This is a genomic window from Pseudomonas sp. RP-B7 (genome assembly GCF_059803535.1).
The window spans coordinates 155,904-182,129 of record NZ_JAPFHC010000007.1 but is presented as its reverse complement, the minus strand read 5'-3'; the positions used below and the strand labels follow the sequence as shown (position 1 = coordinate 182,129).

23 protein-coding genes are annotated in these 26,226 nt (G+C 55.1%); 20 read left to right on the top strand and 3 right to left on the bottom strand.

Going from position 1 to position 26,226, the window contains the following annotated elements; all coding sequences use genetic code 11:
• Window positions 1-2 precede the first annotated feature (2 nt).
• The 12 genes from OPU96_RS09645 to OPU96_RS09590 all read left to right on the top strand — a co-directional run bounded on the left by OPU96_RS09645 (window position 3) and on the right by OPU96_RS09590 (window position 13,827).
• Window positions 3-917 (top strand): glycosyltransferase family A protein, encoded by a 915-nt coding sequence (locus OPU96_RS09645; RefSeq protein ID WP_305392289.1) that lies wholly within the window; start codon window positions 3-5, stop codon window positions 915-917.
• A gap of 62 nt (window positions 918-979) precedes the next feature.
• Complete coding sequence (locus OPU96_RS09640; protein WP_498559011.1) at window positions 980-2,074, top strand: O-antigen polymerase; 1,095 nt, start codon at window positions 980-982, stop codon at window positions 2,072-2,074.
• Between the two features lie 76 nt (window positions 2,075-2,150).
• The gene (locus OPU96_RS09635; protein ID WP_305392291.1) at window positions 2,151-3,236 is read left to right on the top strand and encodes a glycosyltransferase family 4 protein; all 1,086 of its coding nucleotides are present in this window, start codon (window positions 2,151-2,153) and stop codon (window positions 3,234-3,236) included.
• 104 nt (window positions 3,237-3,340) lie between these two features.
• Window positions 3,341-5,293: an asparagine synthase (glutamine-hydrolyzing) gene (gene asnB / locus OPU96_RS09630; RefSeq protein ID WP_498559010.1), complete on the top strand. Its 1,953-nt coding sequence runs from the start codon at window positions 3,341-3,343 to the stop codon at window positions 5,291-5,293.
• A gap of 1 nt (window position 5,294) precedes the next feature.
• Window positions 5,295-6,422: a glycosyltransferase family 4 protein gene (locus OPU96_RS09625; protein WP_226455369.1), complete on the top strand. Its 1,128-nt coding sequence runs from the start codon at window positions 5,295-5,297 to the stop codon at window positions 6,420-6,422.
• Window positions 6,423-6,518: 96 nt separating this feature from the next.
• A complete protein-coding gene (locus OPU96_RS09620) occupies window positions 6,519-7,112 on the top strand; it encodes a sugar transferase (RefSeq protein WP_226455370.1) in 594 nt (197 codons plus the stop codon).
• A gap of 83 nt (window positions 7,113-7,195) precedes the next feature.
• Window positions 7,196-8,374: a DegT/DnrJ/EryC1/StrS family aminotransferase gene (locus tag OPU96_RS09615; protein ID WP_498559009.1), complete on the top strand. Its 1,179-nt coding sequence runs from the start codon at window positions 7,196-7,198 to the stop codon at window positions 8,372-8,374.
• A gap of 70 nt (window positions 8,375-8,444) precedes the next feature.
• Window positions 8,445-10,439: a polysaccharide biosynthesis protein gene (locus OPU96_RS09610; protein ID WP_192298885.1), complete on the top strand. Its 1,995-nt coding sequence runs from the start codon at window positions 8,445-8,447 to the stop codon at window positions 10,437-10,439.
• Between the two features lie 205 nt (window positions 10,440-10,644).
• A complete protein-coding gene (locus tag OPU96_RS09605) occupies window positions 10,645-11,712 on the top strand; it encodes an ATP-grasp domain-containing protein (RefSeq protein WP_192298704.1) in 1,068 nt (355 codons plus the stop codon).
• Window positions 11,709-12,605, top strand: coding sequence for an NAD-dependent epimerase/dehydratase family protein (locus OPU96_RS09600; RefSeq protein ID WP_305392293.1), 897 nt, complete (start codon window positions 11,709-11,711; stop codon window positions 12,603-12,605). The genes OPU96_RS09605 and OPU96_RS09600 overlap by 4 nt, the downstream gene beginning before the upstream one ends.
• Window positions 12,602-13,210 (top strand): HAD family hydrolase, encoded by a 609-nt coding sequence (locus tag OPU96_RS09595; protein WP_226455374.1) that lies wholly within the window; start codon window positions 12,602-12,604, stop codon window positions 13,208-13,210. Before OPU96_RS09600 ends, OPU96_RS09595 begins: the two co-directional genes overlap by 4 nt.
• Window positions 13,211-13,494: 284 nt before the next feature.
• Window positions 13,495-13,827 carry a ComEA family DNA-binding protein gene (locus tag OPU96_RS09590; protein ID WP_498559008.1) on the top strand — a complete coding sequence of 111 codons (333 nt, stop codon included), beginning with the start codon at window positions 13,495-13,497 and terminating at the stop codon, window positions 13,825-13,827.
• 17 nt (window positions 13,828-13,844) lie between these two features.
• On the opposite strand, the gene OPU96_RS09585 is transcribed toward OPU96_RS09590, so the two are convergent.
• Complete coding sequence (locus OPU96_RS09585) at window positions 13,845-14,423, bottom strand: TetR/AcrR family transcriptional regulator (RefSeq protein ID WP_498559007.1); 579 nt, start codon at window positions 14,421-14,423, stop codon at window positions 13,845-13,847.
• Window positions 14,424-14,555: 132 nt separating this feature from the next.
• Between OPU96_RS09585 and OPU96_RS09580 the strand changes: the two genes are divergently transcribed.
• Together OPU96_RS09580 and OPU96_RS09575 are read left to right on the top strand one after the other, a co-directional pair.
• Window positions 14,556-15,200 (top strand): GntR family transcriptional regulator, encoded by a 645-nt coding sequence (locus OPU96_RS09580; RefSeq protein ID WP_498559006.1) that lies wholly within the window; start codon window positions 14,556-14,558, stop codon window positions 15,198-15,200.
• A gap of 15 nt (window positions 15,201-15,215) precedes the next feature.
• On the top strand, window positions 15,216-16,064 hold the full coding sequence (locus OPU96_RS09575; RefSeq protein ID WP_226455377.1) for an urea carboxylase-associated family protein: 849 nt from the start codon (window positions 15,216-15,218) through the stop codon (window positions 16,062-16,064).
• A gap of 8 nt (window positions 16,065-16,072) precedes the next feature.
• Here OPU96_RS09575 and OPU96_RS09570 read toward each other — a convergent pair whose 3' ends face one another.
• Both OPU96_RS09570 and eat read right to left on the bottom strand, forming a co-directional pair.
• A complete protein-coding gene (locus OPU96_RS09570; RefSeq protein ID WP_008437727.1) occupies window positions 16,073-16,240 on the bottom strand; it encodes a DUF2897 family protein in 168 nt (55 codons plus the stop codon).
• A 111-nt stretch (window positions 16,241-16,351) separates the two neighbouring features.
• On the bottom strand, window positions 16,352-17,716 hold the full coding sequence (gene eat, locus OPU96_RS09565; RefSeq protein ID WP_192298711.1) for an ethanolamine permease: 1,365 nt from the start codon (window positions 17,714-17,716) through the stop codon (window positions 16,352-16,354).
• 413 nt (window positions 17,717-18,129) lie between these two features.
• Here eat and kdpF point away from each other — a divergent pair, with 413 nt between their 5' ends.
• From kdpF to OPU96_RS09535, 6 genes are all read left to right on the top strand, one after another.
• Complete coding sequence (gene kdpF, locus OPU96_RS09560; protein WP_003218754.1) at window positions 18,130-18,219, top strand: K(+)-transporting ATPase subunit F; 90 nt, start codon at window positions 18,130-18,132, stop codon at window positions 18,217-18,219.
• Window positions 18,220-18,228: 9 nt separating this feature from the next.
• The gene (gene kdpA, locus OPU96_RS09555; RefSeq protein ID WP_498559005.1) at window positions 18,229-19,923 is read left to right on the top strand and encodes a potassium-transporting ATPase subunit KdpA; all 1,695 of its coding nucleotides are present in this window, start codon (window positions 18,229-18,231) and stop codon (window positions 19,921-19,923) included.
• A 12-nt stretch (window positions 19,924-19,935) separates the two neighbouring features.
• Entirely contained in the window at window positions 19,936-21,993 is a 2,058-nt protein-coding gene (kdpB, locus tag OPU96_RS09550; protein WP_498559004.1) for a potassium-transporting ATPase subunit KdpB, read from the top strand.
• A gap of 136 nt (window positions 21,994-22,129) precedes the next feature.
• On the top strand, window positions 22,130-22,675 hold the full coding sequence (gene kdpC, locus OPU96_RS09545) for a potassium-transporting ATPase subunit KdpC (protein WP_226455380.1): 546 nt from the start codon (window positions 22,130-22,132) through the stop codon (window positions 22,673-22,675).
• A 124-nt stretch (window positions 22,676-22,799) separates the two neighbouring features.
• A complete protein-coding gene (locus OPU96_RS09540; RefSeq protein WP_226455381.1) occupies window positions 22,800-25,451 on the top strand; it encodes a DUF4118 domain-containing protein in 2,652 nt (883 codons plus the stop codon).
• 37 nt (window positions 25,452-25,488) lie between these two features.
• Window positions 25,489-26,178: a response regulator gene (locus tag OPU96_RS09535; RefSeq protein WP_192298716.1), complete on the top strand. Its 690-nt coding sequence runs from the start codon at window positions 25,489-25,491 to the stop codon at window positions 26,176-26,178.
• The last annotated feature ends 48 nt before the right edge of the window (window positions 26,179-26,226 follow it).

Sequence of the window (26,226 nt, the reverse complement as noted above, 5' to 3'; positions counted from 1 at the left end):
TAATGATTACTCTTTTGATTCCTTCTTACAATCATGAAAATTATATAGTTGACTGTTTGGACGCGGCTAGATCTGTAGATATTCCAGGGCGGAAGATATTGGTTGTTGATGATGGGTCCACAGACGGAACTGTGGGTGTAGTTAAAGAGTATATGGAGCGTTTGAATGATCACTCAATTGAGCTTGTCTGTAAGAAAAATTCTGGACTTGTATCGTCGTTGAACCTAGGGCTTGATGCAGCGGTTACAGAGTTTTTCTACTTGGTTGCATCTGACGATTTACCTAATGCCGAGGGTATTAGTAAAAGCGTCAGAGAATTAATCAATAATCCAGATGCAAAATTTATCGTGGGTGGTGGATATGCATTTTATGATGATGCGCCGGAAAAAAAAATTCCCGTCTATGGGCGCGCTCAGGATGTATTTTTCAGGTTGCCACCTGAGTCTATCGCGCGCAGTTTATTTTTGAATTACCCTTCTCCATTGCTTTTGCAATCGACAGTTTTTAGGACCGAGGCTTTAAGAGCGATTGGTGGATGGGATTCGAACTTGGTGCTGGATGACTATCCGACGTTTGTAAAAATGTTATTGAAATATCCTCTACTGAACACTGACTTCTTTTTCGCTCCTGAGTTTTGCGTGGTTGGATATCGGCAGCATAGTTCTAATAGTTATAAAAATATAAGAAGACAATATTCTATGGTTTCGGCTGTTATTGCATCTTTAGCACCGGAGTCGATAAAGGTCAAGGCGATTTCTCGTGTACTTGCTTCCTATATATTGTCCGCAATTAAAGTTCGAGATTTTAGCGCAATACGTGCGATGCTTGCTGCTTCAAAACCGAAATATGTTCTGAGTGCACTACCTGCTATGATTGAGCTGCTATGTCGCAAGATTTGCGCTAGATTTATTGCGTAAACGTTCAATAGTGGTATGTTGGTTTCGTCAAAGTTTTTGCGTTTCTCTAGACGGTGGCTTAAGTGGGAAAATATTTTAAGAACGCATTAGTGTCCCCTGTCTTCATTTTATTGTTCATAACGACGTTGATGTTTGCTGCAAATATTTTTGCATTAGAGCAAGAGTGGGAGTGGGGGCATAGTGTATATTTGTTGGGCGTGCTTTCGTTTGTTGTGCTTTATTTTTTAGTTTATGCGTTCTTGTTGTTGACGAATTTTATAACGCCCAAGAAGGAGGTCTCTGTACCTTATTTGTTTGTTATACAGCTCTACTGGGTTTTGTCTTTTGTTGGCCTTGTTCTTTGCCTTTATAAGATTATTGTCGTCGGGATGAGTGGGCAGTACGATAGTGTTTTGTTGGCACTGCGAATTGCAAATACATGGGAGCATCAGCCTTCCTACGGTGCGCAGCACTTCGCGTTGTTTTCTTTGGCGTTGGCACTTTACTATGCGCAGAGGAAAAGGGCGTTTCCTTGCATTATTGCCGCTTCGATTTACTTGGTCTCTGCATTTAGCATGGCCGAAAGAACAAGTATGCTTTTTTTGTTTGTTGCGATCGGTTATACGGCGATTAACGAGGGGTGGGTCAAGCTCAAGGGGCTACTCGTTTCATTTGCCCTGCTGGTCGCATTGTTTATTATCGTTGCTATTGGTACTGGGAAAACCGGCGGGGACAATAGCTATGATTTTTTATTAAAGTACTTTTCCTATGCGGTGACGGCGTTTTCGGTATGGACTGAGGGGAGGGAGTATTTAGGTTGCGCTGATCTTGTGTTTGGTAAGTTAATTGACATTATCTCGCTCGGCTTGTATTCGTGCGCACCGCTCGATCTTGGGCTTACTGACCGTGATTTCAACGTTCTTACCTACGCGGCGTCTCCGTATCTAGCTGGAGGAACTCCAGCAGTCATAGTCAGTATGGCATTTCTCGGTGGCGTTTTTGCTCTGCTACGAGTGTTGGCGATGAAGCGGAAAGGTTATTACCTGGCTTTGCTGAGTTGTTACATGTATGCGTTGATTATGATGTTTTACGCCTGGCAGTTCTCGTTAACCACGTATTTGTATTTGGCGTTAATATTTATTCCGCTGTTTGCTGGTCGTTTCATTGGGCGGAATTAGTGCTATTGATTGTGGTAGGCAATGGTTGGTTGTGCCTTTCAAAGTTTGCTTGTGATGGTTTGGAGTTTTGGTTGATATGAAGGTTTTGTTGTTGTCAAAATACTCTCGTATGGGCGCCAGTACCCGACTTAGAGCGCTACAGTATTTGCCTTACTTGGAAAGTGATGGCGTCCAGGTAAAAGTTCAAACTCTTTTTGATGACCAATATTTAGAGTCCCTTTATCAGGGGCGAGGCCGCTCCCATTGGCTGACGCTCAAGCGGTATATAGCGCGTTTTTTGGTTCTTTTCCAAGTGGGAAAATATGATGTAATTTGGATCGAGAAGGAAATATTTCCTTTCTTGCCCGCCACAGTGGAGCGGTTGCTAAAAGTTTTGGGTATTCCGTACGTTGTTGACTACGATGATGCTATTTTTCATAACTATGATTTGTCAAAAAACGTTTTTGTTAGAGCGCTGTTAGGCTCGAAAATTGATGTTGTAATGCGATACGCGCATTGTGTAGTCGCTGGAAATAATTATCTGGCCCAAAGGGCGGCTAATGCTGGTGCGTCAAGCATTGAAGTTGTTCCTACCGTTGTTGACTATTTAAGATATTCTGGGGAAGCGTCGCAACGAAATAGGAAACTTACGATTGGATGGATCGGGTCGCCCTCAACCGAAAAATACGTTGTCCAGATTCGTGATGCGCTCAGGGAAGCGTGTGAGACGTACGACGCTCGCCTGGTACTCATGGGGGCGGGGGCAGGAGTTCTTAGCGAATTCGAAGGTGTCGATATAGAGCTTCATCCTTGGAGCGAGGATGCTGAAACGGGCTTTATTCAGCTATTGGATATTGGAATAATGCCTCTCGTTGATGGAGACTGGGAAAAAGGGAAATGTGGATATAAACTCATTCAATACATGGCTTGCGGTGTGCCAGTCATTGCTTCGCCGGTTGGTGTAAACGTCGACATCGTCGAGGGGAATCAGTGCGGTATGTTGGCGGTGGATCTTTCTGATTGGCGAGATTGTTTGGGCAAGCTGTTGAGTGACGAAAAACTGCGGTCCAGTTATGGGCGGAACGGGCGCCATGCTGTCGAGCAAACTTTTTCCTTACAGATTCAAGCTCCTCGGATTAGAGATATACTTGGACGTGCGGGAGAAAGCCTCGACCATGCATAACAGCGTTGGCCGGCTCTGGTGTTGTTTGTGCTCATGTTCATTTGATTTTTTAAGATCTGTGTGCGTTTTTTCGTCCAAGTGCTCAAATTCAGGATTCGTTAACAATGTGTGGAATAAGTGGTCTTTTTGACCTTTCTAAGCCCGCTCAGCTTTACGATTGCATTTCAAAAATGAACGACGCCATAGCTTATCGTGGACCTGATGACGCGGGCGTGTGGATTGATGACTGCGGTCTTGCACTTGGGCATCGACGTTTGGCGATAGTCGATCTCACGAGTGCTGGTCACCAGCCCATGCACTCAGCAGATCAACGATACGTCCTGACGTTCAATGGCGAAATTTATAATCATAACCAGCTCCGTAGTCAGCTAGCTGATGAAGGTGCCTCTGTGGCGTGGAGCGGGCATTCAGATACTGAGGTTTTGCTTGAGTGCCTAGTTCGATGGGGGGTTGAAAAAGCCCTAAAGGCGTCGGTGGGGATGTTTGCGTTTGCACTTTGGGACAGGCATGAGCAAATACTGACGCTCGCACGGGACCGTATGGGTGAAAAGCCACTTTATTGGGGCTGGCAAGGAGATGTTCTTTTATTTGGATCCGAGTTGAGTGCCATAAAAGCATATCCAGGATTCAAGGCAGAAGTTGACCGTAATTCCTTGGCGCTTATGTTGCGCTACAGCTGTATTCCTGCCCCCTACAGCATTTTCAAAAATATCAATAAGCTTAGTCCTGGTCATTACATCACGCTGAATTTGGGGAACCCGAGTGCAGCTAAAGATGCTCGTCCTCATGCATATTGGTCTGTAAATAGTGTCGTAGAAGCAGGGCTCGCGAACCCCTTTCAAGGTTCCGAAGTTGAGGCTACGGATGCATTGGAAAGCACACTTCTACATAGTATCGGTCAACAGATGCTTGCTGATGTACCTCTCGGTGCGTTCCTGAGTGGTGGTGTCGACAGTAGTGTGGTTGTTGCATTGATGCAGGCCCAAAGTACACGTGCGGTTCGCACGTTTACTATCGGTTTCGATGAGGCTGCATATGATGAAGCCATATATGCTAAAGCAGTAGCGAAGCATCTGGGCACAGAGCATTCCGAACTTTATGTTCGTCCTCAAGATGCACTTCGAGTTATTCCTGGATTGGCGTCGATTTATTCTGAGCCTTTCAGTGATAGCTCCCAAATTCCAACTTTTCTTGTTAGTCAAATGGCCCGACAAGACGTGACTGTAGTTCTTAGTGGCGATGGTGGCGATGAGTTATTTGGTGGTTATAATCGCTATTTGACCGCGCGTAAAGTTTGGCAGCGCATGCACCGTTTGCCTGGGTTTGCGCGTAGTGGCGCTTCCCAAATCTTGCGTTCTCTTTCTCCTGCTAGCTGGGATCGCCTATTTGCATTAACTAAACCTCTGTTACCAGAGCGGATGCATTTGGCAACCCCAGGAGATAAGGCTCACAAGCTCGCATCGGTACTTGGGCTTACCAGTGGTGAAGCGTTTTATCATCAACTGAATAGTCACTGGGACGATCCTGCCAGTGTGGTTATTGGTGCGTGTGAACCTCAAACGCTTTTTACAAATAAAAATGAATGGCCTGCCGCCGATAGCTTTGAGCATTGGATGATGGCGATGGATGCACAGATTTATATGCCTGATGACATCCTCGTCAAGGTGGACCGCGCGTCTATGGCTGTGAGCCTTGAATCTCGGGTGCCGATGCTTGATCATCGGGTGGTTGAGCTGGCCTGGCGGATGCCGTTGGAATACAAGATACGTGGCGGTCAAGGTAAATGGTTGTTACGAGAGGTGCTGTACCGTCACGTTCCTAAAGATCTTATCGAGCGCCCGAAGCAAGGTTTCGGCATCCCGCTGGACAGTTGGTTGAGAGGTCCTTTACGAGAGTGGGCTGAGGAGCTCTTGGATGAATCGCGGCTCCGTCGAGAAGGTTATCTTCACCCAGAGCCGATTCGCCGTAAGTGGGCGGAGCACTTGAGTGGGCGGAAAAATTGGCAACATCATTTGTGGGACATTTTGATGTTTCAGGCGTGGTTGGCGGAACAATGATATGAAAATTCTTGTGATTGCTAGCTACGCGGACTCATTGATTAATTTTCGGGGACCTTTGTTGGACGCTTTGCTTGCGAGAGGTCTCTCGGTGAGTGTTGCTGCTCCAGGGTTACCCGCTGGAAGTGCCGTTAGAGCAGATCTGGAAAGTAAAGGTATAACAGTATACGAAATACCTTTGCAGCGTGTGGGAACGAACCCGTTCGCAGATCTCATGGCGTTTATCTCGCTTTGTAAGCTAATGGTGCGCGTCAATCCAGAAGCCGTCCTGGCTTACACAGTGAAACCAGTAATCTATGGCTTGCTTGCCGCGCGCCTGATGAGAGTTCGCCGTCGTTTTGCGCTTATTACCGGCTTAGGTTACGCGTTTCAACACGCGACTAATCCTGGGAGTGGTGGACGCGGATTGCTCCAGTCGCTGGTGCAGCATTTGTATGCATTGGCGCTGCGACCTGCTACGAGGGTTTTCTTTCAGAACCCTGATGATGAGGCGCTTTTCAAGGAGATGCGATTAATCGCTTCCGAGACACCGTCTACGGTGGTAAACGGCTCAGGTGTCGATCTTAGCAATTTTGGTGTCGTACCACTCCCCGGATCGGTCAGTTTTCTTTTAATCGCCCGACTTCTTGGCGATAAAGGGGTACGCGAGTTCGTTGCGGCCGCCCGGGCCGTTAAGGCCAAGCATGAGGGCGTTGTATTCAAGATTGTAGGATGGATCGACGAAAATCCCGACAAGATTTCACCTGACGAATTAGACGCCTGGATTGCTGACGGTACAGTTCAGTTTCTTGGGCGTCTGAAAGATGTCCGCCCCGCAATTTCTGATTCAAGCGTGTATGTTCTGCCCTCTTATCGTGAGGGAACTCCTCGTACAGTACTTGAAGCGATGGCCATGGGCAGGCCTATTATTACCACCGATGCACCAGGCTGCAGAGAGACTGTTATTGACGGCGAAAATGGGTTCTTGATACCAGTAAAGGACGTCAGTGAACTCACTGCGGCGATGTTGCGTTTCGTCGAGTGCCCCGAGCTCATCCAGACGATGGGCAAGCAGTCCCGGCATTTGTGCGAGATTAAGTATGATGTGAAAAAGGTCAACGAAGTTATGTTGGATGGAATGGGTATTTAGTGCTTGTAAATCATAGGATGTGGCTTGGAACCTATGGTTTTCGTGTTTTTGTTAGCTCAGGGTTGAAGCCAGCCTTATTTCTCTACTGGGTAGATTATGCTTAAGCGTTCATTTGATATTTTTGCATCTGTATGCGGTCTTTTTTTATTTGCTCCAGTCATGATTGTCGTGGCTTGGTTCGTCAGGAAGAAGCTTGGGTCGCCGGTGCTGTTTAAGCAGGTCAGACCGGGGCTGAATGGCAAACCCTTTACGTTGGTCAAATTTCGTACTATGCGTGATGATTGCGATCAAGATGGAGTTCCGCTGGCCGATTCTGATCGCCTGACTAGGTTCGGTCGCTTCTTGCGCTCCACCAGCCTTGATGAATTGCCTAGCCTTCTGAACGTACTCAAGGGGGACATGAGTATCGTCGGCCCTAGGCCGTTATTGATGGAATATTTGCCTTTGTATAGTGCTGAGCAGTATCGGCGCCACGATGTAAGACCTGGCATCACTGGCTGGGCTCAGGTAAATGGACGTAACTCCCTTAGCTGGGAAGAAAAATTTAAACTCGATATTTGGTATGTTGAAAGAAGATCGCTCTGGATGGATCTTAAGATAATTATGATGACTGTTAAGAAGGTTTTCGTCAGAGAGGGTATTAGTGCTGACGGCGTAGCAACAATGAATAAGTTTACAGGCACTAAGTGAAAAAGGACTGATGCACCTGGGCGCTGTAAATTAGCCGATCAGTGTCGCATGCTTTTGCTTTTATAAATACATAAGGAGTCTCCATGTTAGGAACAACATTTTCTCCCTGGCCTTCTTTCACGGTAGAGGAAGCAGACGCTGTCCGCGATGTGGTTCTATCAAATAAGGTCAACTATTGGACGGGGCAGGAAACGCGTCAGTTCGAGGCGGAATTCGCTACCTGGTCGGGCGTCAATCATGCTGTTGCGCTCGCAAACGGGACTGTTGCGTTGGACGTAGCGCTGGTAGCTCTAGGCATTGGTTCCGGTGATGAGGTCATCGTAACCTCCAGAACATTCCTTGCGTCTGTTTCTTCCATTGTGAATGCAGGTGCCATCCCTGTGTTCGCTGATGTGGATCTTGACTCGCAAAACATCACAGCGAAGTCTGTTGAAGCAGTGATTACTCCACGTACACGAGCAGTGATCTGTGTACACCTTGCAGGCTGGCCATGTGATATGGATCCAATCATGAGCCTTGCTGCCGAACATGACTTGAAAGTCATTGAGGACTGTGCGCAGGCGCACGGGGCTTATTATAAGGGCCGGCCAGTTGGCTCCATAGGCCATATCGGAGCCTGGTCCTTCTGTCAGGATAAAATCATGAGCACCGGCGGCGAAGGTGGCATGGTCACGTCTAACGACCGCGATCTTTGGGCGAAGATGTGGTCGTACAAGGATCATGGCAAGAGTTGGGAGGCTGTGTACGAGCGCTCCCATGCCCCTGGTTTTCGCTGGGTACACGAAAGTTTTGGTACCAATTGGCGTATGCTTGAGGTGCAGGCTGTAATTGGTCGTATTCAGTTGCGCCGGATGGAGGCATGGCACGCTCAGCGTGCACAGAATGCGCAGAGCATTTGGGCGGCTGCACGTCGGTTGCCTGCGTTGAGAGTCCCCGACTTTCCTGAAGGTGATGTGCACGCTGCCTATAAGTGTTATTTCTTTGTACGCCCAGAACGTTTAAGAGAAGGCTGGTCCCGTGATCGTATCTTGAGCGAATTCGCGGCACGCGGCGTTCCTGCCTTTTCAGGATCGTGCTCTGAGGTCTATCTCGAAAAAGCATTCGACAACACCGGCTGGCGACCGGCAAAAAGGCTCCCCAACGCCAAAGAGCTAGGTGAGACGAGTTTGATGCTTCTCGTCCATCCAACGTTGACGGCAAGTGAAATTCAGATGACTTGCAGAGTATTGACAGACATAGTGGGTGAGGCATCAATCCAATAATTGTGTGAGATGGCGCAATGATGGTCAGAATGAAGATTTCGCTGGGAGCAAAATAGTGTTCAAGGGGTATATGGATCGCATACGGGCGTACTTGCTGAGTCTTCCTCGAAGACAAAAGCGGGTCTTGCAGGTGATCACGGATGTGATTTTGGTCTGGAGTGCGCTTTGGCTTGCGTTCGTAGTGCGCCTGGGAATAGACGAAATGACCAATCCGGTCAGGCTGCATCTGTGGTTGTTCGTCTGTGCGCCGGTCGTCGCCATCCCCTTGTTCATTCGGTTTGGAATGTACCGCGCTGTGATGCGGTACTTCGGTAATGATGCGCTCATCGCTATCATCAAAGCTGTTTGTCTCTCATCTCTTATTCTGGGTGTGATTGTTTATTGGTTCAGTAATCATCAGAGTGTTATTCCAAGGTCCATTATTTTTAATTACTGGTGGTTAAGTCTAATAATGGTGGGCGGTTTGCGCTTGGCGATGCGACAGTATTTCTTGGGTGATTGGTTCGCGGCTGCTCAGCATGTTCCATTTACCAGTCGAGAAAACGGTCTTCCGCGAGTTGCGATTTATGGTGCCGGTGCCGCGGGTAACCAACTAGTTGCTGCTTTACGAATGGGTCGTGTAATGCGGCCTGTAGCGTTCATTGACGATGACGACAGTATTTCCGATCGTGTCATTTCGGGCTTGCAGGTATACAAACCGCGTCATATTCAGCGAATGATCGATGCTACAGGTGCTCAAGAGATTCTATTGGCGATCCCTTCTTCCAATCGTGGTCGCCGTCGTGAGATCTTGGGGCTTCTTGAGAAGTATCCTCTGCATGTGCGTAGCGTTCCCGGATTCATGGACCTTGCGAGCGGTCGTGTAAAGGTTGACGACATTCAGGAAGTCGATATTGCCGATCTTTTAGGACGTGATGCGGTCCCGGCCCAAGCGGAACTACTGGAGCATTGCATTAAAGGGCAAACGGTTTTGGTTACCGGTGCTGGTGGTTCGATTGGTTCTGAGCTATGTAGGCAGATTCTGGAGCTTCGTCCGACTACTCTGTTGATGTTTGAACACAGTGAATTCAATCTTTATTGCATTTTATCTGAGTTGGAGCAACGCATTGCGCGCGAGTCGCTGATTGTTAGAGTCCTACCGATCCTAGGATCTGTTCGTGATCCAGCGAAACTGCTGGACGTGATGAAAACCTGGCATGTAGATACTGTTTATCATGCTGCGGCTTACAAGCACGTGCCGATGGTTGAGCATAATATTGCTGAAGGGGTACTGAATAATGTAATCGGTACCTTGAATACTGCACAGGCAGCTCTGCAGGCCGGAGTTGCCAATTTCGTATTGATTTCTACTGATAAAGCGGTGCGGCCAACTAACGTTATGGGCAGTACCAAGCGGTTGGCCGAAATGACGCTGCAGGCCCTCAGTCAGGAAGTGGCGCCTGTGATGTTTGGTGAAAAGGCAAACGTCTCTCGTGTCAATAAAACACGCTTCACCATGGTTCGTTTTGGCAATGTGCTAGGGTCATCCGGATCAGTCATTCCCTTATTCCATAAACAGATCAAGTCTGGGGGGCCGCTAACGGTTACCCATCCTAAAATTACCCGGTATTTCATGACCATTCCTGAGGCTGCCCAGTTGGTTATTCAAGCTGGTTCGATGGGGCAGGGCGGCGATGTGTTTGTACTCGACATGGGGGAGCCGGTTAGGATCGTTGAATTGGCGGAAAAAATGATTCACCTCTCAGGCTTGAGTCTGCGGTCTGAGAAAAATCCTCATGGAGACATTGCAATAGAGTTCAGCGGTCTGCGGCCCGGAGAGAAACTTTATGAGGAATTGCTGATCGGCGATAACGTAGTCGGTACTCAGCATCCAATGATTATGAGTGCCAGTGAGGATCACATCGCCTGGGATGTCCTGAAGACAAAGTTGAGTGAACTACTCGACGCGATTCATCACGATGACTATGGTCGGGTACGACAACTACTTCGTGATACGGTGAGCGGATATTCACCAGACGGCGAGATAGTCGATTGGGTTTATCAACAACGTCGACAGGAACCATAATGGCTATAGTCTGCCGAGGCGTAGCACAGTGGCATTGATGCGAATGATTGTCTGCTCACTGTCGAGGATCGACATGATCTTCTTAAGTAGCTAGTGTGTTCAGGTTGGAGGGTAAGGATGCTCTCTGAATATCTAGCTCTTTTAATTTTACAGTTTACTTATTTTGCACAGTTTTGGTTTTGTGCCTCATAGATTGGAGTCTGAAATGTCTAAAATACTTATCGCAGGGGCTGGTGGGGCACCGTCCGAGGGCGTGATCAATTCACTTTTGATGGGGGCCAAAGGCGATACGGTTATTGGAATGGGGTCGGAGCCTTCGGACCTCGCGTTGTCAAAGGCAAGTAAGAAGTTTTATATCCCGTACGCCAACACGCCAGAGTACCAGGGCAAGCTGATTCAACTATTAAATGCCGAGAAGCCAGATTTAGTTCACTTCCAGAACGATCTTGAGATTTTTCATGCCTCTTTGATACGTGATGAAATTCTTGCAACGGGTACAAAGTTGTTTATGCCCAGTCATGAAGTTATCGATACGTGCGTGCATAAGCATAAGTCTTATGAAGCTTTCAAGCGCGCAGGCATTACAGTGCCCCGCAATATTATGATCAACGACGAGCAGGATCTGCGAGAGGCATTCAAATCCCTCGGGAATGTTGACGGTAAAATTTGGTTGCGTGCGTCCTCTATTGGGGGCGGTGGCAAGGGGGCGATACCTACCAATGACTTTGCCTTGGCTAAGTCGTGGATTGATCATTATAACGGTTGGGGGGATTTTGTAGCTGCTGAGTTGCTCACACCCAACACTATTACATGGCTTTCTATCTGGCACGAAGGTGATTTGGTTGTAGCGCAATCACGTGAGCGTAGAAGTTGGACTCATGGCAATAGAAGTATTTCTGGTGTTACAGGTGTCACGAAAGTTGGGGTTACCTGCGCTAACGATAAAGCCACTGAAGTAGCAATTAACTGTATAAAGGCTGTTTCAGAAAAGCCGCATGGAATATTTGGTGTGGACATGGCGTATGGTTTTGATGGTGTGCCAAATCCTACTGAAATCAATATTTCCAGATTTTTCACAACCGTGCAGTTTTTTACCGAGGCAGGTTTGAATATGCCTGAGATTTTCAAGGATATTGCACTGCACGGGGAGTTTCCACAGCTAGAGTCCATCATCAATCCTTTGCCAAATGACCTTATGTGGCTGCGCGGTATGGATACGCCTCCAAGGTTGACTACCGAGCAAGGTATTCGAGATGAGATTATCTTCATATGAATATTTTAATTACCGGCGCGTCTGGTTTTATTGGCGAGCGGCTATTAGATGCGGCAATCACGCTGTGGGGGAAGGATAGTGTCACTGCGTTCAGTTCTCGGAAAATCGAGGGCTGTTATAGCATTGTTTATAATAAATCATTGCCCGGTTTCGGTTTGCAGGCCGCGGACCTTGCCAGGATCGAAAATGTCGATGTTTTGATCCATGCGGGAGCCTATACTCCGAAAAGTGGCGGCGAAGCCAATATTTTTAGTGCGTGTAACGGTAATGTTTATTTCACTGAAGAGTTGCTGAAATTACCCTTTAGTAAACTGAGCAGGATATTGTTTGTCAGCACGCTCGATGTGTATGCATCCGCCACTCCGATATCGGAGCTTACACCCACTGTGCCTGCGACCTTGTATGGGTGGTCTAAGCTTTACTGCGAACAAATGGTTTCACTGTTTGCCCGTGAGAAAAAAATTAATCATACAATTCTGCGTGTCGGCCACGTCTACGGACCAGGTGAGGAGAAATACGCGAAATTCCTACCCAAAACTATCACAAGTATCCTGGCAGGCGGACCTGTTGAGTTGTACGGGGATGGGGCTGAGTTAAGAAGTTTCATTTATATTGATGATGTCGTTACGGCGCTGCTCGCTGCGGTTGACTTGGCGGAACAGGTTTCTGTCATTAACATCGTCGGTGGTACCGCCGTATCAATCAAAACAGTATTGGATGAGTTGGTTGCAATCAGTGGTCGGCCCGTTGAAATAGTTCGGCGCGAATTTTCGGGTGTTAAGCGCGACTTTGTTTTTGATACAACGTTGTTAAAGAAATATTTGCTACCTCAAGAGACACCTTTCTTGTTGGGGCTGAACGCCGAGTTTGCTTACTTCGAGAGCCTCAAGTGAATATTATATTTGATCTCGATGGCACGCTGATCGACTCGCGTCTTCGCCTATATCAGCTTTTCCAAAAGTTGGTTCCGGAGTCACGGCTTGATTATATTCAGTACTGGGATTTTAAATTTGCGGGGCTTTCAAATGAGGCGATTTTGTCGCGTCAATTCGGCCTTGGAGAAACGCAGGTTATAGAGTTTCGTGAGCGATGGATGGATTTAATTGAAAGTCCGGAATTTCTTTCGATAGATACGAATTTTCCCGGTGTGCATGCTGCGTTATCGCGGTTGAAAAGTGAGGCGAAATTGTATGTTTGCACGGCGCGTCAGTTGGTTGACCCTGTCTATGTGCAACTGGAAAGTCTGAAGTTGCTCGAGTATTTTGAAAGTGTGATGGTTACCGAACAGCGCAATACAAAAGATTTTTTGATTTCGCAAAACGTCAAGGATTTGAGTTCGGCTGATTGGGTGATTGGCGATACAGGGAAAGATATACAGGTGGGTGCTGCGCTCGGTATGAGTACCTGTGCTGTATTGACCGGTTTTATGAAGCGTGAGGCTTTACTTAAATACTGTCCGAGTCGAGTTGTCGAGTCGGTCATCGACTTTGCGCTTTAGTATCAGAGCGCTATCGGCTCGACGGTCAATTTAGTTATAAGGATTCATGGAGTGTTTTTGAGCTTTTAAGTTGCTTCTGATTTTATTTGGTAGAGTCGAAATAATAGCCTTTATTCAGGTTTGCATAATTTTCTATGACTATTTATTTCCTGAAGCACCTTTCGAATACTTAAATTTACACCCTGTAACTCAACCCTCTTTGACGAATCCCCCACATCACCTAAGTTTGAAAAGCAGCTTCGGAAAAGCTGCTTTTCTCTTATTGATCCCAAGGAGCGTCACCCATGCAAAACACCTACATCTCTTCCCTGATCTTCGCTGTCCTCACCACACTTTCCGTCACCACCACCGCCGCCCCTTCGATCAAACCCGAAGCCCCAGCGCCCATTTCCGCGCAGATCAACAAGGCCGAGCAATCCGCCAAGGTGAACCTGAACGCCGCCGACGCGGAGACCCTGCGTCGGGATCTGTTTGGCATCGGTGCCGCCAAAGCCAAGGCGATCATCGCCTACCGCGATAGCAATGGGCCGTTCACGGCGGTAGATGAGTTGCTGGAAGTGAAGGGGATCGGCAAGGCGCTGCTGGAGAAGAATCGCGAAAGGCTGTCGATCAACTGAGGCGTCAGGGAGGCCGGTCATTGACCGGCCTTTTCGTCATTCTGTATCTGCGCCTTCAAGGTATCGCGCACCACCGCCATGATCCGCGCCGCCAACTGCGGATTCTCGACACTCCTGGCCAGCACCAATGCGCCCACCAGTGTCGACATCACCACCAGGCTCTGCGCATCACCGCGGCCTTCACCCAGCGCTGTTTCAATCTGCTTGAGCCGTGCGTCGAGTACAGCGTCCGTTGTTGGACTAGGCTGGCCTCTCATCCCCAACTCGGAGCACATGGTTGGCAGCGGGCAACCCTGGTCCGGGGAGACCTGGTGCCAGTCCGACAAGTAGCTGTCGATGAACGCGTCCAGCGGCCGCTCCTGGCTGAAGAGTGTCTCGCAATGCGCATCGAGTTCTGCCGCCGAGGCGAGGAGGGCCTTTTCCACCAGTTCGTCCTTGGACTTGAAGTGTGCGTAGAACCCGCCATGGGTCAGGTTCAGCGCCTTCATCAAGGGTTGCAAGCCGGTGGCGCCAATGCCATCGCGGCGAAAGCGCACGGACGCTTCCTTGATGATGCGTTGGTGAGTCTTGGCTTTGTGGTCTCGGGAATAACGCATAAGGCGGCCTCGGGAACGAGGGGGAAGTTTAACCAAGTTGAACGTTATTACGCATCTGCACACAGGCCTGCAGGTTGGCATGAAAAGTGATTACGTCTACAGCGCAGATTGTTCAACAATCACGAGGTAAAGATGACGCTCAGTTTGTCGCTGGCCGACCAGATCGCTCTGGAGCTGCGCGCCGATATCATCGGCGGGCGGTTGTTACCTGGAATGGCGTTGGTCGAGGTGGAATTGGTCAAGAGGTACAACGCGTCGCGCAATACGATCCGCGAAGCGTTGCACCGTTTGGGGCAGGAGGGCCTGACCCGTTATGTGCGCAACAAGGGGGTCATGGTCCGGCGCCTGGAGCGCGACGAGGTGCGCGATTTGTTTGTCGTCCGACGTACCCTGGAGCTGCAGGCCATCGCCCAAAGCCGCGCGCTGACATCCGATCAGTCTGAGCGCATGCAGAACGCCATCGATGCCACCAGCCTGGCGCGGGAGCGTGAGGATTGGCGAGCCGTGGCCACCCACAGCCTGGTGTTCCACCAGCAGATTGTCGGCTTGATGCGCAGCCCCTTGTTTGATGAATTTTTCGCCCAGGTGATCGCGCAGCTTCGCCTGGTGTTTTGTGCGGCGCCCGACGAGCAACGCTTCCAGTCGCCTTGGCTGGAGCGTGATCGTGAGATTTACACGTTACTGGTCCAGGAGCACAAACCGGCGGCAGGCGAAGCGATGAGCGTGTACCTGGATGATTCGGAACGTCTGTCACTGGCCCTGTTCACCCAACCCTGATCGAGGAACCCCATCATGTACAAAGACTATCCGGCCGCCTATCAGGTCAGCAAAGGTTCGGCATTGCAGGTCGACACCGCGTTTTATGAGCGGATTCGTGAGCGTGCCGACCAGCGCACGTTGATCGAACAATTCGAGGTGCCGATTCGCACGGGGAGGGCGTGGAAGGTGCCGGCAGGGCATGTGTTCCGGGTGACTACGCCGGTCGGTCCGCAGGTGGGGGATTTCAATGTATGGAACGCCAACGATCCGCGCGAGCGCCTCTGGGCGGCACGCACGCGGCAGTTGCAGGGTGCGCATGTCAGTACCCATGACCGGTTGTGGTCGAACCTGCCGTTCCTGCGGCCGCTGGTTACGATCACCGATGACAGCCTGGCGGGCTATGGCATCGATGAACACGGCGGGCGCCTGCACGATTTGCTTGGCACGCGCTGCGATCCCTATGTGAACCGCATGCTCACCGGCGAGGATTTCCACCACCACTGCCATTCGAACCTGACGCGTGCGGTATTGCCCCACGGCCTGACGGAATTCGACGTGCATGACGTGCTGAATATTTTCCAGTGCACCGGCCTCAATCATGACGACATGTATTTCATGAAGGCGTGCCCGGCGCGCAAGGGCGATTACCTGGAGTTCTTTGCCGAGATTGATCTGCTGTGCGCGCTGTCGACATGCCCGGGCGGGGACTTGTCACTGCCGATGTGGGGGCCCAACGCCCAAGACCCCCTGACGGTGTGCCGTCCGCTGGGTGTCGAGATCTATCGGTTGGACGAGGCGCTGCTGGATGGCTGGAGCCAGCCGGAACGTGCTGCCTATAAGGGGCAGCACGGTTTGCAGATTGCCAAGGCTGCCTGGGAGTAACCCAAGGCTCAGCGATCCTGCGCGTCCTTGGCATCCGCCTGGGCGTTGCGTTCGGCCACGCGCTTGCGTTGTTCGTCGGTGAGTTCCACTTTGTTGGCGCTGTCCCGCAGCATCAGCAAGCCACCGACGATCGATCCGATCGCTACCACTAAAATCAACCACGCATACCACGGCATAAGGCTCTCCTTGAGGCAGATTGCCGTGGGAGAATTTTCCCACGGTAATAACTGCTTTGAGTGACGGGCTTTCTGAGTAGTTCAGTGTAGGCCCGTTCTGCCTCAAGTAGATCAGAGCCCGGTCAACATCGCATCCGCCGGGGCATCGGCGCGGTTTTGTGCAGTCAACTGGAAGTAGGCAAACCCGACTGCCATGAAGGCCAGAAAGATCAGCCCGATCAGTGCGTTGAACCAGGCCATCGCGACCAGGCACACCACCGCCAGTACCAGCGCGATGCCCGGCACAATCGGATAACCCGGCGCGCGGAAGGTGCGTTCCAGCAGCGGCTCGGTCTTACGCAACTTGAACAGGCTGAGCATGCTCATGATGTACATCACGATGGCGCCGAACACTGCCATGGTGATCATCGCGGCGGTCAGTGTCATGCCGCCCAGGTTGATCAGGCCGTCGCTGTAGATCGCGGCGATACCGACCACGCCACCGGCGATGATGGCGCGGTGCGGCGTCTGAAAACGCGAGAGCTTGGCCAGGAAAGATGGCAGGTAACCGGCGCGAGCCAAGGCGAAGAACTGACGCGAGTAGCCGAGGATGATGCCGTGGAAGCTGGCCACCAGGCCGAACAAACCGATCCATACCAGCATGTGCAGCCAGCCGGAGCTGTCGCCCACCACGGTTTTCATCGCTTGGGGCAGCGGGTCGTTGATGTTCGACAGGGTGCGCCAGTCGCCCACGCCACCGGCGAAGAACATCACGCCCATGGCCAGGATCACCAAGGTCAGGATGCCGCTGATGTAGGCTTTTGGAATAGTGCGCTTCGGATCTTTTGCTTCTTCAGCGGCCATGGCCGCGCCTTCGATGGCGAGGAAGAACCAGATCGCAAACGGAATCGCCGCAAACATCCCGGCAATGGCCGGTGCGCCAAAGGTGTCGGAACCGGCCCAGCCATTCAGGGCGAAGTTGCTGAAGCTGAACGCCGGGGCGACTACGCCCATGAACACCAGCAACTCGGCCACGGCGAGCACGCACACCACCAGCTCAAAGGTGGCGGCGAGTTTCACCCCGAGGATGTTCAGGCCCATGAATACGATGTAAGCGCCGACGGCCGCGTGTTTTGGGTCGAGAGCCGGGAACTGCACGTTGAGATAGGCGCCGATGGCCAAGGCGATGGCGGGCGGGGCGAAGACAAATTCGATCAAAGTCGCCAGCCCGGCAATCAAGCCGCCTTTCTCTCCGAACGCCCGGCGGCTGTAGGCAAACGGCCCGCCAGCGTGGGGAATTGCGGTGGTCAGCTCGGTGAAACTGAAGATAAAGCAGGTGTACATCGCGGCGACCATCAACGACGTCACCAAGAAGCCCAAGGTCCCGGCCACGCCCCAGCCATAGCTCCAGCCGAAGTATTCCCCGGAAATCACCAGCCCGACGGCAATGCCCCACAAATGCAGGGTGCCCAAGGTGGGTTTGAGTTGTGTGTTCATCGTGCTGCGCTCCCTGAACGGTTTGGAATGATTCAAGGTGTTGCAGCGGCCATGCCAGCCTGAGAATCATTGTCGTAAAGCCGCGCAACTGTCGTGGGGGGAATGGTTTGGCGTTTGAATCCCGCCAGGGTTGCACCAGATAAGTGCGGCGGTGCTTGAACCGACGCTTTCGCGAGCAAGCCCGCGCCCACACTCGACCGCGTTCGCCAGGCAAGCACCCATCAAAATGTGGGAGCGGGCTTGCTCGCTAAGAGGCCCGCCCAGACACCGAAAGCCCCCCTGTAACCCCCGCATAAACCCACTCTTTACGCCGTCTTTACGCCCCGCCCATACCCTCGCTCTCGTTCCTTTACGCCACTCCTGCGGACAATTACCCCACACGCGGCAACACGCCGCTAAACGGAGAGACTTCCATGAGCGTTCTGGACGGGGTGTCACTGCTATTGGCCGTGGCGCTGTTCATTTATCTGCTGGTTGCGCTGTTACGCGCGGATCGGAACTAGGAGCTGGCCATGCACAGTTATGACTATTGGCTGATCATCGCCTTCTTTGCCTTGGTGCTACTGCCCGCGCCGTTCCTGGGGCGGTTCTACTACAAGGTGATGGAAGGCCAGCGCACCTGGCTGAGCCCGGTGCTGGGGCCGGTGGAAAACGCCTGCTATCGCGTGGCCGGTGTCGACGCGCAGGCAGAACAGAGCTGGCAGAAATATGCGCTGGCCCTGCTGGCGTTCAACCTCGCCGGTTTCTTGCTGTTGTTCGCGATCTTGCTGTTCCAGGACTATCTCCCACTGAACCCGCAGAAATTGCCGGGTCAGGAATGGACCCTTGCCTTCAACACCGCCGTCAGTTTCATGACCAACACCAACTGGCAGTCCTATAGCGGGGAGGCGTCCCTGAGCTACCTCAGCCAGATGGCTGGCCTGACCGTGCAGAACTTCGTCAGCGCCGCCACCGGCCTGGCCGTCTTGGTCGCCTTGTGCCGTGGGATCGGCCGTAAATCCGCCAAGACCTTGGGCAACTTCTGGGTCGATATGACCCGCGCCACCCTCTACGGCCTGCTGCCACTGTGCCTGGTGCTGGCGCTGTTGCTGGTCTGGCAGGGCGTCCCGCAAACCTTCGCCCATTACATTGACGCGGTGACGCTGCAAGGCGTGGATCAAGTGATCCCCCTGGGCCCGGCCGCCAGCCAGATCGCTATCAAGCAACTGGGCACCAACGGTGGTGGCTTCTTTGGCGTCAACTCGGCGCATCCGTTTGAAGACCCGACCGCGTGGGCCAACCTGTTCGAGGTGGCGTCGATCATCCTGATCCCTGTGGCGCTGGTGTTCACCTTCGGTCACTACGTCAAGGACCTGCGTCAGAGCCGTGCAATTCTCGGCTGCATGCTTGCGCTGTTCCTGATCGGCGGCGCGACGTCGTTGTGGTCCGAGTACCAGCCCAACCCGACCCTGAACGCCCCGGCCGTCGAGCAGACCGCACCGCTGGAAGGCAAAGAGGCGCGCTTCGGTACTACCGGCACCGTGCTCTGGTCGGTGACCACCACGGCGGCGTCCAATGGTTCGGTCAACGGCATGCAGGACAGCCTCAACCCGCTGAGCGGCATGGTGGCGATGGTTAACATGATGGTCGGCGAAGTGATCTTCGGCGGCGTCGGCGCCGGCATGTACGGCATGCTGCTCAACGTGTTGATCGCCGTGTTCCTCGCTGGCCTGATGATCGGCCGCACCCCCGAATACCTGGGCAAGAAACTCCAGGCCAAGGAAGTGCAATTGCTCGTCGTCACCTTGCTGGTGATGCCGGTGGGCGTACTTGTGCTTGGCGCCATTGCGGCCAGCCTGCCTGGCCCGGCGAGTGCCATCAGCAACCCCGGCCCCCACGGTTTCAGCCAGTTGCTCTACGCCTACACCTCGGCCAGCGCCAACAATGGTTCGGCGTTCGCTGGCTTCAGTGCCAACACCGCGTTCCACAACCTGATGCTTGGCCTGGGCATGTTGATCGGGCGCTTTGGCTACATCCTCCCGGTGCTGGCCCTGGCCGGCAGCCTGGCGATGAAGAAGGCTGCACCGATTGGCCAAAACAGCTTTCCGACCCATGGCCCACTGTTCGTGACCCTGTTGACCGTAACCATTTTGCTGGTGGGCGGCCTGACGTTCCTGCCAACGCTGGCACTAGGCCCGATTGCTGAACACCTGAGCATGGGCTTCTAAGGGGATATGAAAATGAATATGCCTGCAAAAAACGCAGCTCCGGTGAAAGCCCAGGAGCCCGCCAAAACCGCTATCTCTGCCCTGTGGCGCCCGGCGCTGGTCCAGGCGTTCGTCAAGCTGGACCCGCGCCAGTTGCAACGCTCGCCGGTGATGCTGGTGGTCGAGCTGACCGCCATCCTCACCACCGTGTTGTGCTTTGTGCCGGACACCACCGTGCCGACCTTCGTCGCTGTGCAAATCGCCGTGTGGCTGTGGTTCACCGTGCTGTTCGCCAACTTCGCCGAAGCCTTGGCTGAAGGGCGTGGCAAGGCCCGCGCCGACAGCCTCAAGGCTGGCAGCGAAGGCCTCAGCGCCCGGCGCAAGGAAACCGACGGCAGCTTCAAGGTGGTGCCGGCCACCAGCCTGCGTAAAGGCGATGTAGTGCGCGTCGCTGCCGGGGAAATGATCCCCGGTGACGGCGAGGTCATCGAAGGTATCGCCGCGGTCAACGAAGCGGCGATCACCGGCGAATCTGCACCGGTGATCCGCGAATCCGGTGGCGACCGCTCGGCCGTCACCGGCAACACGCGGCTGGTCTCGGACTGGCTGCTGATCCGCATCACCGCCAACCCTGGCGAGTCGACCCTGGACCGCATGATCGCCCTGGTCGAAGGCGCCAAGCGCCAGAAGACCCCCAACGAAGTGGCGCTGGATATTCTGCTGATCGGCCTGACGCTGATCTTCCTGCTGGTGGTGGTGACGTTGCAGCCGTTCGCCCACTTCGCCAGTGGCAGCTTGCCGCTGGTGTTCTTGGTCGCACTGCTGGTGACGCTGATTCCTACCACCATTGGCGGCCTGTTGTCGGCCATCGGCATCGCCGGCATGGACCGTCTGGTGCGCCTGAACGTGATCGCCAAATCCGGCCGTGCGGTGGAAGCGGCGGGGGACGTGCACGTGTTGCTGCTGGACAAGACCGGCACCATCACCTTCGGCAACCGTCGTTGCGCGGCGGTGGTCGCGGCCCCTGGCGTCAGCGGCAAGGAAGTCGCCGAAGGCGCGCTGTTTGCCTCCCTGGCGGATGACACGGCCGAAGGCAAATCCATCGTCGAATACCTGCGCGCCTTGCACCCCCAGGCCGAACCGGCGCCCGAGCAACTGACCGGCGTACCGTTCAGTGCCGAAACCCGTTTGTCCGGGGTCGACTATCAAGGTCGTGTGTTCCGCAAAGGCGCGGTGGATTCGTTGCTCGCCTTCCTCGGCCAGCAACGCGGTGAACTGGCCCCGGCGCTGTCACGGGAAATCGACAAGATCGCCCAGAGCGGCGGCACGCCATTGCTAGTGTGCGCCGACGGCAAGTTGCTCGGCGCGATCCACCTCAAGGACGTGGTCAAACCCGGCATCCGCGAACGTTTCGCCGAACTGCGCAAGCTGGGGATTCGCACCGTGATGGTCACCGGCGACAACCCGCTGACCGCCGCCGCGATTGCCGCTGAAGCCGGGGTGGACGACGTGCTGGCCGAAGCCACCCCGGAGAAAAAACTCGCGCGCATTCGCCACGAGCAGAACGACGGCCGCCTGGTCGCCATGTGCGGCGACGGTGCCAACGACGCCCCGGCCCTGGCCCAGGCGGACGTCGGCATGGCGATGAACGACGGCACCCAGGCCGCCCGCGAAGCCGCCAACATGGTCGACCTCGACAGCGACCCGACCAAGCTGCTGGACGTGGTGCAGATCGGCAAGGAACTGCTGGTGACCCGTGGCGCGCTGACCACCTTTTCCATCGCCAACGACGTGGCCAAGTACTTCGCGATCCTGCCGGCGCTGTTCGCCTCGATCTATCCGCAACTGGGCGTGCTCAACGTGATGCATCTGCAAAGCCCGCAGAGCGCGATCCTCTCGGCCATCGTGTTCAACGCGCTGATCATCGTGGTGCTGATTCCCCTGGCGCTGCGCGGTGTGCGCGTGCAAGCGGCGAGCGCGGCGGCGTTGCTGCGGCGCAACCTGTTGATCTACGGCCTGGGCGGGATTTTGGTGCCGTTCGTGGGCATCAAGGCGATCGACATGCTGCTGACCGCACTGCACCTGGTTTGAGCCCTATGACTGTCTGTGGCGAGGGCGCTTGCGCCCGTTGGACCGCGTAACGGTTCCACGTTTTGCGGCTGCTGCGCAGCCGAACGGGGGCAAGCGCCCTCGCCACGGTGGTTCTCGATTTGTTAAGGAGTTGAACATGGCTAACATCATCCGCCCGGCCCTGAGCCTGCTGGTGCTCATGACCCTGATTACCGGCGTCGCCTATCCACTGGTGGTCACTGGCGTCGCCCAAGTCGCCTTTCCCGAGCAGGCCAACGGCAGCCTGGTGTACGACGCCAGCGGAAAGGTGCGCGGCTCCAGCCTGATCGCCCAGGATTTCAGCGGTGACAACTGGTTCCACCCGCGCCCATCCGCGGGTGCCTTTGCCACGGTCTCCAGCAGCGCCAGCAACCTCGGCCCAAGCAACCCGGCATTGGCCACGCGTATCTTCGAGGACGCGAGTAAACAACTGGTGCCAAGCCAGGGGCCGGTGCCTTTGGCCTCGCTGACTACCTCTGGCAGCGGTCTTGATCCACACTTGCCACCACAGGCGATTGCCTATCAACTGGCGCGCGTGGCGGCGGCGCGGAATGTGCCGGTGTCGACCTTGCAGCGCTTGTTGGATGAGCACATTGAAAGCCCGTTGGTGGGCCCGCCGGTGGTGAATGTGCTGGCATTGAACATGGCCCTGGAAAAACTGTAAGCAGTGAAACCGCCATCGCGGGCAAGCCCGCTCCCACATTTGCAATGCAAGCCCTTGTGGGAGCGGGCTTGCCCGCGATGACGGCCTTAAAGACTGTAAATAAACACCTGAAGGAACCCCCTACATGAGCGACTCCGGCCGCGCCGATGCCTTGTTAGCCGATCTGCCCCGCAACGGCCGTGGCCGGCTCAAAGTCTTTCTCGGCGCCGCGCCGGGGGTGGGCAAGACCTACGCCATGCTCCAGGCCGCCCATACGCAGCTGCGCCAGGGCGTCAAACTCATCGCCGGGGTGGTCGAAACCCATGGCCGCGCCGAGACCGAAGCGCTGCTCAGCGGCCTGCCGCAGCAACCGCTGTTGCGCAGCGAATACCGCGGCGTGATGCTCGAAGAGATGGACCTCGACGGCCTGCTCGCCGCCAAACCCAAGCTGGTACTGGTGGACGAACTGGCCCATAGCAACGCCCCTGGCAGCCGGCATGAAAAGCGCTGGCAAGACATCCAGGAGCTGCTCGCCGCTGGCATCAACGTGTTCACCACGGTAAACGTCCAACACCTGGAAAGCCTCAACGACCAAGTGCGCGGCATCACCGGCGTGCAAGTGCGCGAAACCCTGCCGGACTGGGTGCTGCAAGAGGCCGACGAACTGCTGTTGATCGACCTGCCTTCCCGTGAGTTGCTCGAGCGCCTGCGCGACGGCAAGGTGTACGTGCCGGAACAAGCCCGCGCCGCCATCGACGCGTTTTTCACCCAGACCAACCTGATGGCCCTGCGCGAGCTGGCGATGCAGACCGCCGCCGCCCACGTCGACGATGACTTGGCCCAAGGCTATCGCCAGCTCGGCCAGGCCGCACCGGCTGTGCGCGGGCGCTTGCTGGTCGGCGTGGACGGCGATGCCCAGGCCGAACGCCTGGTGCGCCATGCCAGCCGCGTGGCCCAGCGTCGGCATCTGCCGTGGAGCCTGGTGCATATCGACAACGGCCGGGCGCGGGATGAGCAATCGCGTCTGCGCCTGCAAAACGCCCAGCAACTGGCCGAGCGCCTCGGCGGCGAAGTGGTGTTGCTGCGTGCGGGGGAAGTGGCCAAGACCCTGATCCAGCACGCCGCCGAACGCCGCGCCAGTTTGCTGCTGGTGGGACAGTCGCGGATGCGCTGGCACCGTCGCGTGTTCGGCGGTGGTCTGGCGGCGCGTCTGTTGCGCAATGCGCGGGGCTTGGAAATCAACGTCCTCGACAGCGACGACGTCCCCGCGCCGCCACGCCTGCCGGATGTACGTGGGTTGGTGTGGTTCGACTACGGCCTGGCGGTTGCCGCCACCGTGGTGGCGGCGGCGTTGGCCTGGGCGGTGGCCAGCGTGTTGCCGTTGCCGAATATCTCCCTGGTGTTCCTCGCTGCCGTGCTGCTGGTGGCGGTGCGCAGCAGTCTGGGGCCATCGCTGGTGTGTGCGGCGCTGTCGTTTCTGACGTATGACTTCCTGTTTATCCCGCCGAATTTTTCCTTCGCGATCCAGCGTGAAGAAGATGTGCTGACGCTGCTGTTTTTCCTGCTGATGGCGGCGCTCACCGGCAACCTCGCCGCGCGTCAACGCCGGCAGTTGCAGGCGCTGCGCGACACCCAGGAAGAAACCAGCGAGTTGCTCGACCTGTCGCGCAAACTCACCGCCGCCACCGATCGCCAGGCGGTGATCAGTGCGGCGGCCCATCACCTGGAAGGTTGGAGCGACCTCGACTTATGCCTGGTCAACCGCGACGGCCAGGGCGGTTGGACCATCGAGACCGGCGGCCCGCTGACCCTCACCGAAGCCGAACGCGCCGCCGCCGACTGGGCCTGGCAACACGACCAGCCGGCCGGCATGGGCACCGGTACCTTGCCGTTCGGGCGTTGGTGGTGGTGGCCGCTGTCGGGTGAAGAGGGCCCGTTGGGCTTGCTCGGCGTGAGTCCCAAGCCGGGCCTGGAGTTGAGCGGCCAGCGTCGCCGTTTGCTAACGGCCTTGAGCCAGCCGCTGGCGCAAGCCCTGGCCCGTGCGCAACTGGCGCAGGAGTTGGAATCGGCACGCCTGCACGGTGAAACCGAGCAACTGCGCAGCGCCTTGCTCGCGTCGGTGTCCCACGATTTGCGCACGCCGCTGACCGCCATGCGCGGCAGCATCGACAGCCTGCTGGCCCTCGGTGAAGCTATTCCGCTGGAGGATCGCCGCGAGTTGCTGGAAGGTACCCGCGATGAGGCCGAACGTCTCGACCGTTATATCCAGAACCTGCTCGACATGACACGCCTGGGCCACGGTGCGCTGAAGCTGGCGCGTGACTGGGTGGCGCCGGGTGACATCGTCGGCAGCGCGCTTGGCCGGCTGCGCGCCGTGCTGGCGCCATTGCAGGTGCGCACTGAAGTGCCATCGGGGTTGCCCTTGCTCTACGTGCACGCGGCGCTGATCGAGCAGGCGTTGGTCAATGTGTTGGAAAACGCCGCACGGTTTTCGCCCGCCCACGGGCGTTTGGACTTGAGTGCGGGGGTGTCGGATAACCAGCTGTTTTTTGCAGTTGCCGACGAAGGCCCGGGGATTCCCGAGGACGAGCGCGCGAAAATTTTCGACATGTTCTACACCGCCGCCCGGGGTGATCGCGGCGGGCAGGGCACCGGCCTCGGCCTGGCGATCTGTCAGGGCATGGTCGGCGCGCACGGTGGGCATATCAGCGTGGCCGAAGGTATCGACGGGCGCGGCACCTGCATCACCTTGTTCCTACCGTTGCCGACCCAGCCTGGCCTTGAGCGCGAGGCATGAGCTACCCTGTTTTCTCCGCCGATTCTGATTGGACACCATGAGCCAGACCGCGACGATTTTGGTCATTGATGACGAACCGCAGATCCGCAAATTCCTGCGCATCAGCCTGGCCTCCCAGGGCTACAAAGTGATTGAGGCCGGCACCGGCAATGAAGGCCTGGCCCAGGCCGCGCTGAACAAGCCGGACTTGCTGGTGCTCGACCTCGGCCTGCCGGACATGGACGGCCAGCAGGTGCTGCGTGAGTTTCGCGAATGGTCGATGGTGCCGGTGCTGGTGCTCTCGGTGCGGGCCAGCGAAGGGCAGAAAGTCGAGGCCCTCGACGGTGGCGCGAATGACTACGTGACCAAACCGTTTGGCATCCAGGAGTTTCTTGCCCGCGTGCGTGCGCTGTTGCGCCAGGTGCCGACGGGCGAGGCTCAGGAAGCGGCGTTGAGTTTCGGCCCGTTGACCGTCGACCTGGCCTATCGCCGTGTACTGCTGGACGGTGCCGAGGTGGCCTTGACCCGCAAGGAATACGCGGTACTGGCACAACTGGCGCGTCATCCGGGGCGGGTGATTACCCAGCAGCAATTGCTCAAGGACATCTGGGGGCCGACCCATACCGAAGACAGTCACTACCTGCGGATTGTGGTCGGGCATCTGCGCCAGAAGTTGGCGGATGACCCGACGCAGCCGCGGTTTATCGTGACGGAGGCGGGGGTGGGGTATCGGTTGTTGGGCGCCTAGATGTTTGGTGGCTGGGCCGGCCTCATCGCGGGCAAGCCCGCTCCCACA